The sequence below is a fragment of the Pseudomonas sp. URMO17WK12:I12 genome, assembly GCF_000514395.1.
Classification (GTDB): Bacteria; Pseudomonadota; Gammaproteobacteria; order Pseudomonadales; family Pseudomonadaceae; genus Aquipseudomonas; species Aquipseudomonas mucoides.
The window spans coordinates 320,518-337,817 of the sequence record NZ_AZVV01000009.1; the positions used below are offsets into that span (position 1 = coordinate 320,518).

Genomic DNA, 17,300 nt, shown 5'->3' on the forward strand with positions numbered 1-17,300 from the left:
CTTTATGATTCCGGAAGTGCTCTACAACACCAACCTGTTTGTCGACGGTATCAGCCTGCAAGGCGACGTGCCGAGCCTGACCCTGCCCAAGCTGACCCTCAAAACCGACGAGTACCGTGCGGGCGGCATGGACGCGGCGGTCGAGCTCGACGTGGGGATGGAAAAGCTCGAGGCCAGCTTCATCACCAACGGCGTGCGTCGCGAGGTGCTGAAGTTCTTCGGTCAGGCCGATATGACCGGGTTCAACGCGTCGTTTCGGGGGGCCTTCAAGGGCGAGAAAGGTTCGGTCAAGGCGGTGGTTGCCACCCTGCGAGGGGGCCTCAAGGAAGTCGATCCCGGGGACTGGAAAGCGGGCGAAAAAGGTGAGTTCAAGTACGCCGTCGCGGTGACCTATTACAAGCTGGAAATCGACGGCAGCGTAATGTTTGAAATCGATCCCCTTAACTCGATTCGTGTCATTGACGGCGTCGACCAACTGGCCGCCGTGCGGTCTGCCCTGGGCATGTAAGGAGCCACACCATGAGTAATGCAAAAGACAACGTCCTGCCCAAGTGGCTGCAACTGGGTGATGGCATTGTCACCGTAGTCCTGTCTCGACCGAGCGAGGCCAACGGTATCAAGGTCGACAAGCTGACCCTGCGCGAGCCAACGGTACGCGAAATGCGCGCCGCCACATTACAGGGCGGTACCAATGAAGAAGAACAGGAAATGGTTCTGTTCTGCAGCCTGGCGAGCATCGGCCGGGGCGATCTGGAGGGGCTGCTAATGCGTGATTACCGTCGTCTGCAGACCGCCTATTTTCGTCTGGGAGCAGACGACGGGGTTTAACCCAAAACTGCAAAAAGCCCTGGCCAAACGCTTGGCCGTCGAGCTGAATTTTTCGGCGGCCGAGATTCAGGGGCTGTCGTTTTCCGAGATGGTCTGGTGGCTCACGGACTGAGCCCATCCCGTCGCACGTAGGTGAAAACCATGTCGAACAAACTCTCGCTCGGGCTGGTGATTGGCGGTGCTGTCGATTCATCCCTCGGCGCGGCCTTCAAGAACGTCAGCGGTGAAATGAAAAAGCTCGAGGCGCAAACCACGCGCGCCAAGGGCTTGCAGAAAGTCATCGGCGAGACCATGCGCCTGCGCGAGGAATGGAAAAAAGCCCACGACAGCGGCGCGGCCAATGCCGGCGCCTTGCTCAAAAAGCTGGAAGCCAACACCAGCAGCCTGCGCAAGCAGGGTGTTGAAGTCGGGCGCCTGCGTCAGGAGTACCTGGCGCTGGGCAAGGTGGTGCGCAGTGCCGAGTTCAAGGCCAAAGGTATGGGCCAGGTGCAGGACGGGCAGGAGAGCCTGCGCAGTGGATTCGGTACGGCGGTGGCCGGTACCACCCTGGCGGCCGTGCCGACCAAAATCAGTGCGGACTTTCAGGCGATCATTCGCGACATCGCGATCAAGTCCGGTACCGCGAACACGCAGCAGGAAGTAAACACCGCCCGCGACATTGTCCAGACCTCAAAGGACACCGGTATGGCCAACACCCAAGTGGCCGAGCTGGTGAACCAGTTGGTCGGTGGCGGCATGGATCTGACCGAAGCGCTGAAATACGCTCCGGTGGCCGCCAAGTTTGCGGTCGGGCAGGGCGCTTCGGGTGCCGATACGGCGAAGATGATTCTGGCGATGCAGAACAACGCCAAGATCACCGACCCGCAGAAAATGGAACAGGCCTTGGCCTCGGTCGCCCTGCTGGGTCAGCAAGGCAGCTTCGAGGCGGCCGACATGGCCAAGTGGTTTCCAGAGCTGTTGGCGCAAATGGCCGGCACCGGCATCACCGGCCAGGAGGCGGTCACGCAACTGGGGGCGATGCTGCAGGTGCAGATTAAGAGCGCCGGCAGTGCGGATGAAGCGGCGAACAACCTAAAAAACTGGGTCGCAAAAATCGGTTCGGAGGAAACGGTCAAAGGGTATGCCGATGCCGGGATTGATTATCAGGGCTCGATGAACGCCGCCATTGGCAAGGGCTTGTCGACCTTCGAGGCCAGCTTCGAACTGGCGCGCCGGTATGTGGAAAAGACCGACCCGAAAAAGTCAAAGCAGTTGGATCAGGGGTTGACCCAGATCAGCCAGGAGACGGACCCGGCCAAGGCGCAAGCGATGGCCGATGCCTTGGCCGCCACCCTGCGGACCGGCGATCTGTTTGCCGACATGCAGGTCAAGACCGCCCTGATGGCGTACACCCAGAACAAAAAATTCTACGCGGACCTGAAAAAGGGCGCCTCGGACCCCAGCGGCCCGCGCAAGGACATTCTCGACAAAAACCTGAGCGAACGTCGCGAGAGCTCGTCGCAACGCTGGGCCGAAACCGGTCAAGCGTTCAACGATTCGCTGCGGGCCATTGGTGACGCCCTGCGACCGGCGACGGATGCGCTGGCCACCGGTATCGCCGGCGCGGCGCGGGGCTTGACCGCGTTGTCCGAGCAAGCGCCCCAAGTGGTGCTGGGCCTGGCGGCAGTGAGTGCCGGGGCATTGGTGCTGGGCAAAGCCTGGGCCACGCTGAAGATTGGCCGGGGCCTGGCCAACATCGCGCGAGGTTCGGCTGGCGACCGGTCCAACATCGTGCAGCGGGTGTTCGTGACCAACGCGAATGACGACGAAGACGACGGGCTGGATCACGGCAAAGAAGGGAAGGGCGGAAAGGGCAAAAGCCCTGCAAGTCGAATGTCCCGTGGCATGAAAGTGGGCGGGGCGCTGGCGGTGGTCGGTGCCGGCGTTCAGGCATTGGACACGTACCAGAATGCGACCACCCTTGATGAAAAGGCCGCGGGCTACGGTGAGGCAGCGGGTGGGCTGGCCGGTGGTTTGGCGGGTGCAGCAGCCGGTGCGGCCATTGGTTCGGTCATTCCGCTGCTCGGCACCGCGATTGGCGGAGTGATCGGTGGCATCGTCGGCGCGTGGGGCGGCGGTGAGCTGGGCGCGACCATGGGTAAGGCGTTGTTTGGCGGGCCGGACACGCCGGCCAAAGCGCCGATCGGCATCTTGCCCATGGCTGCCGGCCAGGAAGTGGGCGCGGTCGTGCGCTCGATGGAAAACGCTCCCGCCGCGCCGGTGACGGCGGCGGCATTGATGGCGACCCCTGCGGCAAAGGCAGCCGAATGGCCGAAGGTCGATCAACAATTTACTTTCGCCCCGGCCCCGGTCATTACCGTGCAGGGCGATGTGAAAGACCCGGCGCAGTTGGCCCAAGCGTTGATGCCGCACCTGCAGCGCCAGTTTGAGGACTTCGCCCGGGAGGCGCGCGCCCGCCAGTTGTTTGATGCGCCCCATGTGGGTTGAGGAAATGTTATGTCGGATGAAAAAACCTACCTGCAACACTTGCAGGGCGGGCTGAAGTACATGGTCGACGCCGGCGAGGCCGGCCGCACTGACCTGGAGTCGATGACCGGGCCCATGAATGGCGCGCTCAACGAAATCAGCGGGGCGGCGGATGCGCTGGAAGGCTTGCCTTTTATCAGCGAAGACCTCAGTGACAAAACCCGCCGCCTGCAAAGTGCGATCAACTCGGCGCAGGCCAAGATCGGCAAAGTCGCGAGTTTCTATAACCAGACTCAACGATCCCTAGCGCAGTTCGAGCAACACTTTTCCGCGCTGACTGAGCAGATTGGCCGCTTTGGCGCGGCGTTCAATAAGGTCGCCGGCAAGGCCAATGCCGCGCTGGGCAATATCTTCCCTACGGAATGGTTTGCCGGCGACATGTCGCCGATTCCCGACGCGGTGAAGCCGTTCCCGCATCTGCTGATCATCTATCCGCTCAAGGCCAACGAGCGGCCGTATTACTTCAACCTGGACACGGCGGCCTTTGACGAGCTGCGTCGGCAGACGTCGTTTCGCTGGGCCGCGCAGGAACGCCTGACCCGGCGTCCGGCGCAGCAGGCCGTGGGTCAGGGCGAGGAGAAAATCACGATCAAGGGTGCGATCTACCCAAGCTACAAAGGCGGACTGAAGCAACTGGATACGCTGCGCAGCATCGGCGCGAAGTTGTTGCCGCTGAACTTGACCACCGGTTACGGCGAGGTGCTGGGCAACTGGTGCCTGACCAACATCGACGAAGAACAAAGCGCTTTGCTGCCTGGGGCGATCCCGCGCAAGCAGGGCTTTTCACTGGAGTTTGTCCGTTATGGCGATGACTTGCAGAACAGCTGACGGGGATCTACTCGACACCCTGTGCCACCACTATTACGGCCACCTGAACCGCAGCGTCGAAGCGGTGCTGGCGGCCAATCAGGGCCTGGCCGATGAGCCGCAGCCGTTCCGGGCGGGTGTGTTGATCACGCTGCCGGATCTGGTGATCGAGCCCGACAGCGTGATTTCCCTGTGGGATTGATCCCATTACTCAGCCCGCTCAGTGCGGGCTTTTTCTTGTCTGGAGTGCCGACATGCAACCGCTTTTCCGCATCGTCGCCGACGGTGCCGACATCACCACCTTGATCAATGATCGGCTGGTCTCGCTGCAGCTCTCCGATCGGCCCGGTATGGCCTCAGATTCGTTTGAGCTGCGCATTGATGACCGGGACGGCGCGGTGTCGCTGCCCGTGCGGGGCGCGAGTATCGAAGTCTACCTGGGTTATGCCGGCGCCGACCTGACCCGCATGGGCCGCTACACCGTGGACGAGGTGGCCGTTTCCGGCCCGCCGGACACGCTGGTGATCAGCGGCAAGGCCAGCGATATGCGCGGCAGCGGCAAGACCACCCGCAGTGGCAGTTGGGAAGACGTCAGTCTGGCGCAGATCGTCGGCGATGTGGCCGCGCGAAATGGCTGGCAGCCGTCGTGCCCGGTCGAAACTCGTGTGCCGCGCATGGATCAGCTCAATGAATCCGATTTCAACTTCATCACCCGCCTGGCCAAGAAACACGACTGCACCGCCAAGGTGGCCGACGGCAAGCTGTTGGTTCTGCCGCGACAAGGTGGGCAGAGTGCGAGTGGTAAGGCCTTGGGTGTGATCACCTTGCAACGCAATGACGTGACCCGCTGGCAGTTTCGCTTGAGCGATCGCAGTGCCCATCAGGGCGTAAGCACCCAGTACCAGGACCCGGCCAGCGGTGAATTGATGGTATCGCACCTGGACAACCCCAACGTGCCCGAGGGCCTGCCGCCGGTGCATACCGACCGCCATCTCTACCCGGACTGCACGGCGGCCGATGAGGCGGCGAAGGCACGCCTGGCGGCGTTCAATCGTTCGACGGCCTCGGTGCGCCTCGACCTGTCGGGTCGGACGGACCTGTTTGCCGAATGCATGATCGAAGCGCAGGGATTCAAGCGTGGGCTCGATGGTGAGTATTTGGCGGAGTCGGTCGATCACACCTTCACCCCATCCGGGTGGACGGTGTCGGTGGAATGCAACGGCGGTAAGGAGGGCAAGGCCAAGGCGTCAGGGAAGCCGCAGAAAGTCGTACTAAAAGTGCCAGTTTGATGGCCCGGGCGCGTGAGTTGTCCCAGGTCAACGAGGTTTTAATTTCAAAGTAAAGGAGCGGCCAAGCTGAATGCGTCAACATTCAGCCTGGCCACCGTCCCCGCAGATTGTCCCTGCAAGTCCCGCCAAGGCTCCCGCTCTGTGCACAAAGCGGAGCGAGCCTAGCACCTGTTTATTTATACAGTAAAGGTCTTGCTATCTATGTCTACCCCTATTATCCCTTGGATGGGCGGCAAACGCCGTCTGGCCGATCGCCTCATCCCCCTGTTTCCCCCTCACGAATGCTACGTCGAGGTCTTTGCCGGAGGTGCTGCGCTTTACTTTATGCGACCCCAGGCCGCGCCGGTGGAGGTGCTCAACGACATCAACGGCGACTTGGTGACCCTTTACCGCGTGGTGCAGAACCATCTCGAGGAGTTCGTGCGTCAGTTCAAGTGGGCGCTCAGTTCGCGTCAGGTGTTTGAATGGCAGAAAATGACCCGCGTTGAAACCCTCACCGACATCCAACGCGCTGCACGATTCTTTTATCTGCAGCACCATGCCTTCGCCGGCAAGGTGTCCGGGCAGACGTTCGGTACCGCCACCACCGGCCCAGCGATCAACCTGTTACGGATTGAGGAAAACCTCTCGGCTGCCTGGCAACGCCTGTCCGGTACCTACGTCGAGAACCTGCCGTGGCTGGAATGTGCCGAACGCTATGACCGTGCCCACACCTTCCATTATATGGACCCGCCGTACTGGCAGACCGCCGGGTATGGGGTGGATTTTCCGTTTGAGAACTACGAGCGAATGGCCGACTTCATGCGCCGCTGCAAGGGCAGGGTGATGGTCAGCATCAACGATCATCCGGACATTCGCCGGGTCTTTGAAGGCTTTCACTTCGAAACGCTGGACATCCGCTACACCACGACGAATCAGCGGCAAGGCAAGGCTGATGTCAGTGGCGAACTGGTGATCATGAACTGGGAGCCAGCAGCGTTGGGAGGACTATTTTGACGTGACAGCCTAGGTCGTTTCTGCCCATCACGAGAGGCAGAAGTCGGCCCATAGGCGACGTTCATCGGACGGACTCACACGTTTAGCTGCTTTTTTCCGTGGTGTTTATATCCGTGAACTGCCTCCATTTCTGGGAACAGTTGCGACAACGATCTTGACTTTGATGCCTAAGGCCGTGGCCACTTTCAGAACGATAGAAAGGTTCGGATCACCATCCTTAGAAAATGCCCGGTACAGCGTGGCTCTACTAATTCCGGTCTCGCGAGAAAGCCGGCTCATTCCTTTGTCTCGCGCAATTGTGCCCAGTGCAGCAATCAATACGCTCGGATCATTCGCCATCAGACCGCTCTCCAGAAGGGCGGCAAAATCCTTATCACTGATTCGACTGTCCGACTCAACCAAACCTGTGTAATGCATAGCAGCCTCCCCGTGATAAAAGCGTCTCCTAAAGCAATGGCTACGCCAGAGTCGGTGAAGATGCTCATATGAAAATCTAGACCATTCCGGACGCATTAACTCGATGTGCTGGATCTTTCTATCCCGCACTCTGAAATTTAAGTGTTCTGATGTTCCTCGGTCTTAATGACTGATCAGATTCGGAGGGCTGTTACCCGGTTTTGGCCCCATTTCGCTCAGTCGCAAAGGTCAGAAAGCGGTCATGGGCGGCCATTCGGCAGGCGCAGCGGCAGCGGGTCATCCGGCAACGGTTCTTTTGAGCGCGGCATGGGGAGGCTCCTAGGCGAATGAGCGGCCGACGGTGCGTCAAACCAGAGGGCCGGGGGTCGGTATACCAGTCTAGGCGGTGGTGATTTCCGCCGCCAATCAAAAAGGCCCCCGCACCGGGCTGAGGTGGGGGGCCTGTTTTACATAAGCGGCAACACCGGTGACTGTCAGTGGGCTTTTTTGTGGAGGGTGGTTTTGTGCGAGGGGGGATTCATCTATGGCGCCAAGAAGCCTTTGAACGCCACCTTTCGGGAAAGAGAACGCCGGTTTCGGAGCAAAAAATTCACGGACGAAAGGTATTGAAACAAATGCTCCACTGATTTACTCTCGATCCCACGTTGTACGAGATCCACCGCTGTTAGCACCTAATAAAACAAACAATCGGGAGCAAACATGAAAGCGAAAGTGATGTTGGGATTGTTCATGACGGCCGCAGTTTCACTGCCAGCCTGGGCCGCGGACTGGACCGTAGGTGCTAACGTTGGCAACGTGCCCTGGGAGTTTCAGGATTCCAAAGGTGAGTTTGTCGGCTTTGAAGTTGATGTTGTAAAAGAGGTGGCCAAGCGCGCCGGAAAAAGCGTCGAGTTCGTCAATATTCCTTTCAACGGCCTGTTCAGTGCCGTGCAATCCAACCGTGTCGATATCGCGATCTCCTCAATCACCATTACCCCGAAACGCCTGGAGTCGGTAGCCTTTGCGCAGCCTTACTTCGACAGCGACCAGTCGCTCACCGCACTGACTACTTCCAAGGTCAAAAGCCTGACTGACATGAAGGACAAGGTGGTGGGTGTCGACACTGGCTCGACGGGTGACATGTGGATTAACCAACATAAGGATGAGTACAAGTTTGCCGATGTTTCGCGTTATGAAGGGCTATCGCCAGCCATGCTCGATCTGGCTTCCGGGCGAATCGATGGCTACCTCAGCGACATTCCGGCAGTGCTCTACTACATCAAGGACAAGCCGCAATACACCATCATTGCTCGAATCCCTACCGGTGAGCGCTACTCGCTGATGCATGCCAAAGGCTGGGCGATGAGCGATCAAGTCAACGACATCATCAGCAAGATGAAAGAAGACGGCACGCTCGGAAAAATCCACAAACAGTGGTTCGGCGCCGACGCCGATAAAGATTCGAGCACCCTGAAAGTGACAGCCGTCCTCAAGTAAGCCCTGCTGATGATGCATGTAAGTGGCGACACCTGTTCGCCACTTGTATTGACCGAGGTATCCCATGGATCTTTTGCAGACATTCTTCAACTGGAACGTGCTCGTCGATTCGCTTCCGCTGATGATGCGCGGTTTGGGCGTGACCATTTTGCTTGGGGTGGTGAGCATTGCCCTGGGCCTGGTGGGCGGGCTGTTGCTGGCATTGCTGCGGTTGTACTCCTACGCACCTGTTCGAGCGCTTGCGCGTATCTACATCGATATCATGCGCTCCATTCCATTACTGGTTTTGCTGGTCCTCATCTATTACGCGCTGCCCTTTGTCGGCATTCGACTGTCGTCTTTTGCGGCTGCTGCCAGTGCGCTCTCGCTTGTCTCTTGTGCCTACAGTGCGGAGATTTTTCGGTCAGGCATCGAGGCCATTCCCCGTGGCCAGTTCGAAGCATCGGCTTCTCAAGGCATGAGTTTCTTCAACACCATGCGCGACGTGGTTTTGCCGCAGGCTATCCGCATTGTGATGCCGCCCATGACCAGCAATTGCATCAACGTGATGAAAGACACGGCACTCGCTTCAGTCGTAGCGATGCCTGACTTGCTGAAGCAGGCAACCCAGGCGCAGGCGCTGGCGGCCAACCCGACACCGCTGGTGGGGGCGGCCTTGCTCTATCTGTTACTGCTGTTGCCGCTGGTGCAAATGGTCAGCTGGGTTGAGCGTCGTAACGCCTCTGGAGGAAAAACCGCATGAGCACGTTGATCGACATTGAAAAACTCGACAAGTACTACGGCAATTTCAAAGCGTTGAGCGACATCAACCTGCAGGTTGAAGAAGGTGAGGTGGTGGTCATTCTTGGCCCGTCCGGCTCGGGAAAATCGACCTTGATCCGCTGCATCAATCTGCTCGAAGACTACCAGCAAGGCCATATCCGCGTGGCCGGTGAGCGGGTTGAAAACGGTCCGCGACTGAGCGCAATTCGTAGCGAAGTGGGCATGGTGTTTCAGAGCTTCAACCTCTATCCGCACCTCACTGTTCTTGACAATGTATCGCTGGCGCCGATCCGTGTTCGCGGTCTGAGTCGGCGTGATGCGCATGCCAGGGCCAAGGAGCTTTTGCTCAAGGTCGGCATGGGAGATCACGCGCACAAATACCCCAGCCAATTGTCCGGTGGTCAACAGCAACGAGTTGCCATTGCCCGCACCATGGCCATGGAACCTCGCGCAATCCTGTTCGACGAACCGACTTCGGCTCTCGACCCGGAAATGGTTGGCGAAGTACTCGATGTCATGCAAAACCTCGCTCGCTCCGGCGTCACGATGGTCGTGGTCACCCATGAGATGGGCTTTGCCCGTCGGGTCGCCGACCGGGTGATCTTCATGGAAAGCGGACGCATTGTTGAGCAGAACATCCCTGAACCGTTTTTTACCGCACCTAAGGAACCTCGTACAAAAGCGTTCCTGCAGGCCATCTTGCACCATTGAATCCGGCTGGAGAAAGTAGAGTGAATCCTCTCGATATTGATTACGTTCGCAAGCAATTTCCAGGTCTGGCCGATGGTTATGCCTACATGGATAACGCCGGCGGTTCGATGGTGTTGAGCACTGTGGCTGAGCGGGTGTGTGATTACCTGCTGAACAACAGTGTGCAACTGGGTGCGTCCTATCAACCTTCCGTTGTCGCTGGCGAGCGAGTGATGCAGGCGCGTCACTCGGTCATGCAGTTGATCAACGCCGAGCATCCCGAAGAAGTGATCATGGGCGGCTCGACTACCCACTTATTGCAAATTCTGTGTCGCGCCATCGCCCCATCAATCGTCCCTGGCGATGAAATCATCGTCACCAATTGCGATCATGAGGCCAACATCGGCCCATGGGTCAAACTGTGCGAAAGCCGTGGTGCGACCTTGCGCGTGTGGCAGGTCAATCCCGACAGTTGTGAGCTGGAGCTGGATGACCTGCAGGTCCTGCTCAATGACAACACCCGTTATGTGGCGATGACTCACACCTCGAACATTCTCGGCTCGGTCAATCCCGTCGCCGAGGTTGCGCGGCGTGTGCATGCGGTGGGCGCCAAGCTGTGTGTGGACGCCGTCGCTTATGCACCACACCGCCTGGTGGATGTTCAGGCCAGCGGCGCCGATTTCTACGTCTATAGCTTCTATAAAACGTTCGGTCCGCACTTCGCCGTACTCTGGGGACGTCGCTATCTGTTGCTGGAATTGCCGAGTCTTAACCACTTCTTTATTGGTCAGGATGTGGTGCCTTACAAATTGCAGCCAGGCAACGTCAACTACGAATTGTCATTCGGCTGCATCGGCATTACCGACTACTTGCTCGACATCAGCACCCGACTTGGTGCACAAGGTAGCGAGCGCCAGTGCATGCAGGCTGCGTTCGATGCCTTCGAGGTGCAGGAAGATTTGCTCGCCGAGCGTCTGCTGGCATTCCTGCGTGAGCGCGATGGTGTTCGGATCATTGGCAAAAAGGACACCCGCAATCGAGTGCCAACGATCAGTTTCGTGGTTGAAGGCGTTCAGTCCGAGGAGGTTGTGCGCAGGGTCGATGAGCACCGGATCGGCATTCGATTTGGTGACTTCTATGCGCGGCGACTTATTGAAGCCCTTGGGCTTGATCAGTTTGGCGGGGTGGTGCGGGTGTCGTTAGCGCACTACAACACGCTGGAAGAAGTCGATCGCCTTATCACTGCACTGGATCAAGCAATCAATGCGTTGCGTTGACCGGCGTACACACTTCTAATTTAACGAGCCTTCACTATGGCCTTACCTGAAACCCTTGCAGAGCTGCGTGACTGTATAGCGGCCCAGCACGAACAACTGACCGGTCGCCTGCGCGATGCTGCCCGATTCCTGATCGACAACCCGCATGAGATCGCACTCAATACGGTGGCCGAACTGGGTAAGCGCTCAAGCATTGCGCCTTCAGCCTATATTCGGTTGGCCCAGGCCCTTGGTTTTGCAGGTTTCAAGGATTTGCAGCGGCTGTTTCGCGCACCGTTGCAGCAGGCTGCCGACACCCAAAGCGAGCGCATTCGGCACTACGGCGGCGAGACGTTGCTGGAGGACCCAAGTGATGTCGGCGCAATTCTGCGTGAGTTCAGCCAGGCCAATATCGTATCTCTGGAACACCTGGCCGAAGGCGGCGAACAGGCCAATATCGAAGCCGCCATCGCCCATTTGCAAGTTGCGCGTACCACCTTCGTCATCGGCATGCGTCGTGCCTTTCCGGTTGCCGCCTATCTGAGCTACGCGTTGAGTCGTGTGGGACGGCGAGCCGTGCACATCAGCGGTGCGGGCGGCACGTTGCCAGAGCAGGTCAGCGCGATTGCCGAAGATGATTTGTTGATAGCCGTCAGCTTTCCGCCGTACGCCAATGACACCATTGAGGCATGTCGTCAGGCGCGGGCCGCAGGCGTGACGCTGGTGGCGATCACTGACAGCGTTCTGAGTCCTATCGGGCAGATGGCCGATACGGTGATAGAGGTCAACGACGCTGAATTACTGGGCTTTCGCTCCCTCACGGCTTCGTTCTGTATTGCGCAAACCCTGGCCATGGGGCTGGCCTTCAGCGATTGGCAAGCGGATAGCACCTTTAGCCATGACCGATTGAAAGATATCGACTGCTAAGTCGCAACTTTCGCCACGTTCTTATTTAACCAGTCACTTCAGGAGAATATCCCGATGGTTTCACCTGCACGCGATTTAGTGGGTTACGCAAGACAACGCCCGCAAGGCACTTGGCCGAATGGCGCACGTTTGGCCATCAGCCTGGTGATCAACTACGAAGAAGGCTCCGAACGCTCGCTCGCCATGGGCGACCCGGACCAGGAATCCATGACCGAGTGGGGCAGTTATTCAATCCCCGATGGCACACGCAATCTGGCGATGGAATCGATGTACGAGTACGGCTCGCGCGTCGGGATCTGGCGAATCCTGGATATTCTCGATCAGCAATCGGTTCGTGCGACTTTCCATGCTTGCGCAGTAGCCTTTGAACAGAACCCTGATGTTGCACGCGCTGCAGTCGCAGGGGGTCATGAAATTTGCAGTCACGGTTATCGCTGGGAGGAAGTGTTTCGCCTGACTGAAGAGCAAGAGCGTGAACACATGCGTCTGGCCATCGAGTCATTCGAGCGCACCTGCGGCAAGCGTCCCGTTGGCTGGTATTGCCGGTACGGTGCCAGCGTCAGTACCCGGCGGTTGGTCGCTGAGGAGGGCGGTTTTCTCTACGACTCCGATGCCTACAACGACGATGTTCCCTACTTTGTCGAGGTCGAGGGCAAGCGTCATCTCGTGGTGCCTTACACCGCCGACGTGAACGATTTCCGCTACTGGAATTCGCCGGGGCTGTCGCAGGCATCGGACTTTTTCGAGTACATGAAAGAAAGCTTTGAAGTCCTTTATGAGGAGTCGGCTGAAGGGCCACGCATGATGTCGATCGGGCTGCATCCACGCATGGTGGGCCGTCCCGGGCGAGTAAGGGCGATCAAGCAGTTCATCGAGTATGCCAAGCAACACGGCGGTGTCTGGTTTGCTACGCGCGAAGAAATCGCCCGTGCCTGGCTTGAACGAACTTGATCAAAAAATTGATGCGTTAGTCCCCACGGCTGGGTCGGTTACTTCTGGAAGAGGCCTGATATGCAACCTTTTGACACGGTGATTCGCAACGCCCGCGTGGTCACCGCCGCGGACACGTTCACCAGCGATATCGGTATTCGTGATGGGCGCATCGTCTCCCTTGGCCTGGACCTGCCGCAAGGTCACCAGGAAATCGACGCGGCAGGCCGGCATGTCACCCCCGGTGGCGTCGACAGCCACGTGCACCTCGACCAGCCGACGGGCGACGGCTCGGTAATGGCCGATGACTTCTTCAGCGGCACGGTCTCGGCGGCCTGCGGCGGCACCACCACCGTCATCCCGTTCGCCTGCCAGCAGAAGGGCGAAAGCCTGCGCGCTGCCGTCGATGACTACCATCGTCGGGCGGGTAACAAGCCGGTGATCGATTATGCCTTCCACCTGATCGTCACCGATCCCACCCCGCAGGTGCTGCGTGAAGAACTGCCGGCCTTGATTGCTGAAGGCTATACCTCGTTCAAGATCTACATGACCTATGATGCGCTGAAGCTGGGCGACCGGGAGACTCTCGAGACGTTGTCAGTCGCGCGCCGTGAGGGCGCCATGGTGATGCTCCACGCCGAGAACAGCGATTGCATCGCCTGGCTTACCGAGCGACTACTGGCGGCCGGGCTGACTGCGCCGCGCTACCACGCCGCGTCGCGGCCGATGCTGGTGGAGCGTGAAGCGACCCATCGTGCCATCGCCCTTGCCGAGCTGGTGGACGTGCCGATCCTGATCGTGCACGTGTCGGGTCGCGAGGCTGTGGAGCAGATTCGCTGGGCCCAGAGCCAGGGGTTGAAGGTGTACGCCGAAACCTGCCCGCAGTATCTGTTCCTGACCGCCGACTCGCTGGGATGTGACGACAGTTTCGAAGGTGCCAAGTGCATCTGCAGCCCGCCGCCGCGCGATGCGGCAAACCAGCAGGTGATCTGGGATGGCCTGGAGAACGGCTCGTTCGAGATTTTCTCGTCAGACCACGCACCCTTTCGCTTCGATGGCCCCAATGGCAAGAAGGCCCACGGTGAAGAGGTGTCGTTCGACCAGATCGCCAACGGCATTCCCGGTGTCGAAACCCGCATGGCACTGCTCTGGTCCGAAGGCGTGCGCAGTGGGCGTATCACCCCGCAAAGCTTTGTTGCGCTGACCTCCACTAATGCCGCCAAGCTGTATGGGCTGTATCCGCGCAAGGGCAGCATCGCTATTGGTGGTGATGCCGACCTGGTGATCTGGAACGAAGGTGAGCCGGTGCACCTGTGCAACGAAATGCTGCACCACAACGTCGATTACACGCCTTACGCCGGCATGACGCTGAGCGCCTGGCCGGCCATGACCCTGTCTCGCGGTGAGGTGGTCTGGGACGGCGAGCCGCGCGGTGAGGCGGGTCGCGGCCGGTTTCTGCCGTGCGAGCGCCCGGCGCCCGCGCAACTGCGCCGACGCAGGACTGAGTTGTCATTGTGAGTGCGGTTGCGCAGGTGGCCGCGACCCTGATTCGTGGTTGGCGTGAGGGGCGGCAACAACCGTTGCCAACCCTGGAACCGGCTAGCGAAGCCGAGGCCTATGCCGTGCAGCACCAGGTGGCGGATGCCCTCGGCTGGTTCGCCTCTGGGCCGCCGGCGGCGTGGAAACTGGGCGGCGCTCCGGGAGGGCTGATCAGCACCGCCGGGGTACCGGCAACGGCCGTACACCCGTCGGGTTGGCAGGTTCCGCCGGGCGATGCCTTCGGTTTCGGGATCGAGGGAGAACTGATCGTGCGCCTGTCGCGTGACCTCGACCCGCACACTGATCTGGCCATGGCCTATGCGGCGGTCGATGTATGGATGCCGGGCATCGAACTGTGTGGAACGCGCTGGCTGCAGGGCGATCGGGCCTCGCCACTGCTTCGGCTGGCCGACCAGCAACTCAACCGCGCGCTGGTACTCGGTGCACCGCGAACGCTTAGGGACATGCCGGACTGGTCCAGGCAACAGGTGGCGTTGCGGGTGGCCGGGGAGCCTGAGTTCGTCGGCGTTGGCAGCCATCCATTCGGTGAGCCGCTGAGTTCGCTGCCGTGGCTGGCGCGTCACGCTGCAGCACTGGGGAACCCTTTGCGTGCCGGTGACCTGGTGGCTAGCGGTAGCTGGACCGGTATCTACTGGGCGCCAGCCGGGGTGCGAGTGGAAGTTGAATTTGCCGGGATAGGACGGGTTACCTTGTCGACTTGATGCGTTTCAAGACTTTGCTCTGGGCATTCCCCCAGGCCCCTCCCGCTACCGGCTGAAAACGACCCAAAGCGGACGAATTCAGGTGCCGTCGTCGATTGATCGGCGATAAGGATTGAGCCTGCTAGCATTGAGTATCAGAGAGCTTATAAGAGCACTGAAAATGCAGATGATTGAAGTAGAAGCGAGCGGTTTGAATCAGCTCCGTGCGTCCCTGAGTCAAGCTGGATTGCCCTACGATGATGTGAGCGATCGCGGGCGGCAGTTTTACCGATTCGACGTGGATGGGGAATTGGTTGCTTATGGAGGGTTGGAGGGTACTGGTCCCGATCTCCTGTTGCGATCTATGGTCGTTTGCGAGCAGCATCGTGGAGCAGGACTGGGTTCGGCGGTGTTGTCGGAACTGGAACAATACGCGGTCTCCCGAGGCGCAGTCCGACTGCATTTGTTGACCCAAAGTGCTGTTGATTTTTTCACGGCCAACGGGTACGAACGGCTTGATAGGGATAAGGCACCTGTCGCAATTTCCCAGACAGCTCAGTTCAAGCATTTGTGCCCTTCGTCAGCAAGCTACCTGCGGAAAACGTTAAGCAGATCCCCTCTGCGCTGAGTGAGTCATCGCGGCGCTACTGGGTCATTATTAGCGAACGCCCGCTTTTGGCCGATTGTTGCCTGTCGCGAAGGGCCGCAGTCGACCCAAAGCCAGTAGCTTTCTAACGTCTTACATGATCGGTTGCCGAGGGCCATCTGTTCGATGGAAGTGTTACCCGGCTGGGCGAGGGCGGCTGCTCAAGTTGGGATGATGGCGCAGGAAACGAGGTAGCTTTATGAGCGATCACTCTGGTGTCATAAGTACCGCGAGTGTCATTTTGATGAACTCTTCGTTCTTGTCGATCGTTTCCAAGGCGCCACGAACATTGCCACCGACCTCGGTCGCACCGCGCTGCTCTACCCAAAGCGTCAGCTCCATGATTGCAGCCTCCAGGGCGAGTTGGTTTTCGTTGATCTTGAATAGCAGGGAAGGGAGCAGGTCATTGTTGGGCATCGCGTTTCCTCCGTGAATGGAAGCAGCGTAGCAGGTGAAATCCGTAGCTTGGAATAATTGTTGAATGGTCGACAGGACGCCAAGGGTGGGATCTGCGCAAAACCTCCTCTGGAGGCCGCGTGTTTCCCTACAGCCCCAGCATGGGGTGTTAGGGGCCAAGGGCCACACAGCGAGCGCTATGGTATGTGTTATCGGCATACCATGATGTAGATTGGTTCGGAGTGAGTGCATACATTAACGCTGAAATGGGACGATTTTTCCGGTCCGCAATCTCTGAAAGGTACGCGGAAACATTGGGTTGGATTGCAGCCAAAAAGGCGTAATTGCGACCCGGAAAAACTATTGGAAGGTGCAGCCTGATTGATTTTCTCTTGGGACTTAAAATCCCCGTGGATGTGAAAAGGCACTCGAAGGCCTATCGCAATGTGGGCTTCGATAAGGTAGTTAAATGGCTGCATTCGACCCAAAGCTGACGGAGGGAAAAAACCGTAGAGTCCTCCAGATCGTGAATGTTCGTTTGGTGATGGATTGCGAAAAATCGCCCTGCCTATGGCCAACAAGTCTTAGAGAAAAACTGCGTTACAGATTGGCTGATGATTAGAATGGGATCAAATTCACCGTGATGTCAGCAAAGGATGCTTTATGCCCCTTTTAACGTGGGATCCTTTTGATTTAATCGCCGTACTCGGCGTCTTCCCCTCCCTGGATGAGTTCGAAACATCACACTGTTACGTTATCGAGCAAGGTACTGTCAGACTGAAATTGACAATTTGGCAATATGATTCTGATGTGGAAATTCAGGTGAGTGAGGCTTCACTACCAAACCCCATTATCAAATACACAATGCTTGGATGCCCCGGTATCCGCGTTGTTGATGACAAGCGCGGTAAATTCTTGGAGTTTGCAGCTTCGAATACTTTCACTGGGCGATACGACGGGTATTCGGTAATTCCCTACGGTTTAAGGTTGTGGGTCGAACCTCAAATTTTGCTGGAGCCGTTCACTTACGCGTCTGCTTAGAGAGAATGGCGGACGGTCATGATTATGCGCTTTTGGCTGTTCTCCGTCGGTTGTGACCGGCTGCTATTGGCCG

The 17,300-nt window shown here is 58.5% G+C and carries 19 protein-coding genes; 17 read left to right on the forward strand and 2 right to left on the reverse strand.

Features of this window, described 5'->3' with window-relative positions; all coding sequences use genetic code 11:
* Window positions 1-4 precede the first annotated feature (4 nt).
* The 7 genes from D882_RS0114065 (at window position 5) to D882_RS0114095 (ending at window position 6,446) form a co-directional block, all read left to right on the forward strand.
* The gene (locus tag D882_RS0114065; protein ID WP_027923838.1) at window positions 5-508 is read left to right on the forward strand and encodes a phage major tail tube protein; all 504 of its coding nucleotides are present in this window, start codon (window positions 5-7) and stop codon (window positions 506-508) included.
* An 11-nt stretch (window positions 509-519) separates the two neighbouring features.
* Window positions 520-828 (forward strand): phage tail assembly protein, encoded by a 309-nt coding sequence (locus D882_RS0114070; protein ID WP_027923839.1) that lies wholly within the window; start codon window positions 520-522, stop codon window positions 826-828.
* Window positions 829-969: 141 nt separating this feature from the next.
* Window positions 970-3,315, forward strand: a complete 2,346-nt coding sequence (locus D882_RS0114075; protein WP_027923840.1) for a phage tail tape measure protein — start codon at window positions 970-972, stop codon at window positions 3,313-3,315.
* 9 nt (window positions 3,316-3,324) lie between these two features.
* Entirely contained in the window at window positions 3,325-4,182 is an 858-nt protein-coding gene (locus D882_RS0114080) for a phage tail protein (RefSeq protein WP_027923841.1), read from the forward strand.
* Complete coding sequence (locus D882_RS0114085; protein WP_027923855.1) at window positions 4,157-4,363, forward strand: tail protein X; 207 nt, start codon at window positions 4,157-4,159, stop codon at window positions 4,361-4,363. Before D882_RS0114080 ends, D882_RS0114085 begins: the two co-directional genes overlap by 26 nt.
* 52 nt (window positions 4,364-4,415) lie before the next feature.
* Window positions 4,416-5,450, forward strand: a complete 1,035-nt coding sequence (locus D882_RS0114090; RefSeq protein ID WP_027923842.1) for a phage late control D family protein — start codon at window positions 4,416-4,418, stop codon at window positions 5,448-5,450.
* Window positions 5,451-5,651: 201 nt separating this feature from the next.
* On the forward strand, window positions 5,652-6,446 hold the full coding sequence (locus D882_RS0114095; RefSeq protein WP_027923843.1) for a DNA adenine methylase: 795 nt from the start codon (window positions 5,652-5,654) through the stop codon (window positions 6,444-6,446).
* A 105-nt stretch (window positions 6,447-6,551) separates the two neighbouring features.
* On the opposite strand, the gene D882_RS0114100 is transcribed toward D882_RS0114095, so the two are convergent.
* A complete protein-coding gene (locus D882_RS0114100) occupies window positions 6,552-6,863 on the reverse strand; it encodes an addiction module antidote protein (protein ID WP_050590199.1) in 312 nt (103 codons plus the stop codon).
* 699 nt (window positions 6,864-7,562) lie between these two features.
* Here D882_RS0114100 and D882_RS0114105 point away from each other — a divergent pair.
* The 9 genes from D882_RS0114105 to arsN2 all read left to right on the forward strand — a co-directional run bounded on the left by D882_RS0114105 (window position 7,563) and on the right by arsN2 (window position 15,772).
* Window positions 7,563-8,339, forward strand: a complete 777-nt coding sequence (locus tag D882_RS0114105; protein WP_027923845.1) for a transporter substrate-binding domain-containing protein — start codon at window positions 7,563-7,565, stop codon at window positions 8,337-8,339.
* A gap of 64 nt (window positions 8,340-8,403) precedes the next feature.
* Entirely contained in the window at window positions 8,404-9,081 is a 678-nt protein-coding gene (locus D882_RS0114110; RefSeq protein ID WP_027923846.1) for an amino acid ABC transporter permease, read from the forward strand.
* A complete protein-coding gene (locus tag D882_RS0114115; RefSeq protein WP_027923847.1) occupies window positions 9,078-9,812 on the forward strand; it encodes an amino acid ABC transporter ATP-binding protein in 735 nt (244 codons plus the stop codon). The genes D882_RS0114110 and D882_RS0114115 overlap by 4 nt, the downstream gene beginning before the upstream one ends.
* Before the next feature lie 20 nt (window positions 9,813-9,832).
* Window positions 9,833-11,068: a cysteine desulfurase-like protein gene (locus tag D882_RS0114120; RefSeq protein WP_027923848.1), complete on the forward strand. Its 1,236-nt coding sequence runs from the start codon at window positions 9,833-9,835 to the stop codon at window positions 11,066-11,068.
* A 36-nt stretch (window positions 11,069-11,104) separates the two neighbouring features.
* Entirely contained in the window at window positions 11,105-11,974 is an 870-nt protein-coding gene (locus tag D882_RS0114125) for a MurR/RpiR family transcriptional regulator (protein WP_027923849.1), read from the forward strand.
* A 54-nt stretch (window positions 11,975-12,028) separates the two neighbouring features.
* Entirely contained in the window at window positions 12,029-12,925 is an 897-nt protein-coding gene (locus tag D882_RS0114130) for an allantoinase PuuE (RefSeq protein ID WP_027923850.1), read from the forward strand.
* A 60-nt stretch (window positions 12,926-12,985) separates the two neighbouring features.
* Window positions 12,986-14,422 (forward strand): dihydropyrimidinase, encoded by a 1,437-nt coding sequence (gene hydA, locus D882_RS0114135; protein WP_027923851.1) that lies wholly within the window; start codon window positions 12,986-12,988, stop codon window positions 14,420-14,422.
* On the forward strand, window positions 14,419-15,165 hold the full coding sequence (locus tag D882_RS0114140; protein ID WP_027923852.1) for a 2-keto-4-pentenoate hydratase: 747 nt from the start codon (window positions 14,419-14,421) through the stop codon (window positions 15,163-15,165). The genes hydA and D882_RS0114140 overlap by 4 nt, the downstream gene beginning before the upstream one ends.
* Window positions 15,166-15,325: 160 nt before the next feature.
* On the forward strand, window positions 15,326-15,772 hold the full coding sequence (gene arsN2 / locus D882_RS1000000132060) for an arsenic resistance N-acetyltransferase ArsN2 (RefSeq protein WP_081743961.1): 447 nt from the start codon (window positions 15,326-15,328) through the stop codon (window positions 15,770-15,772).
* 225 nt (window positions 15,773-15,997) lie between these two features.
* Here the strand turns inward: arsN2 and D882_RS0114150 are convergent, their stop codons facing one another.
* Window positions 15,998-16,207 (reverse strand): hypothetical protein, encoded by a 210-nt coding sequence (locus D882_RS0114150; RefSeq protein ID WP_027923854.1) that lies wholly within the window; start codon window positions 16,205-16,207, stop codon window positions 15,998-16,000.
* A 642-nt stretch (window positions 16,208-16,849) separates the two neighbouring features.
* On the opposite strand from D882_RS0114150, the gene D882_RS1000000132980 reads away from it, so the two are divergent.
* Window positions 16,850-17,227 (forward strand): hypothetical protein, encoded by a 378-nt coding sequence (locus D882_RS1000000132980; RefSeq protein WP_027922974.1) that lies wholly within the window; start codon window positions 16,850-16,852, stop codon window positions 17,225-17,227.
* The last annotated feature ends 73 nt before the right edge of the window (window positions 17,228-17,300 follow it).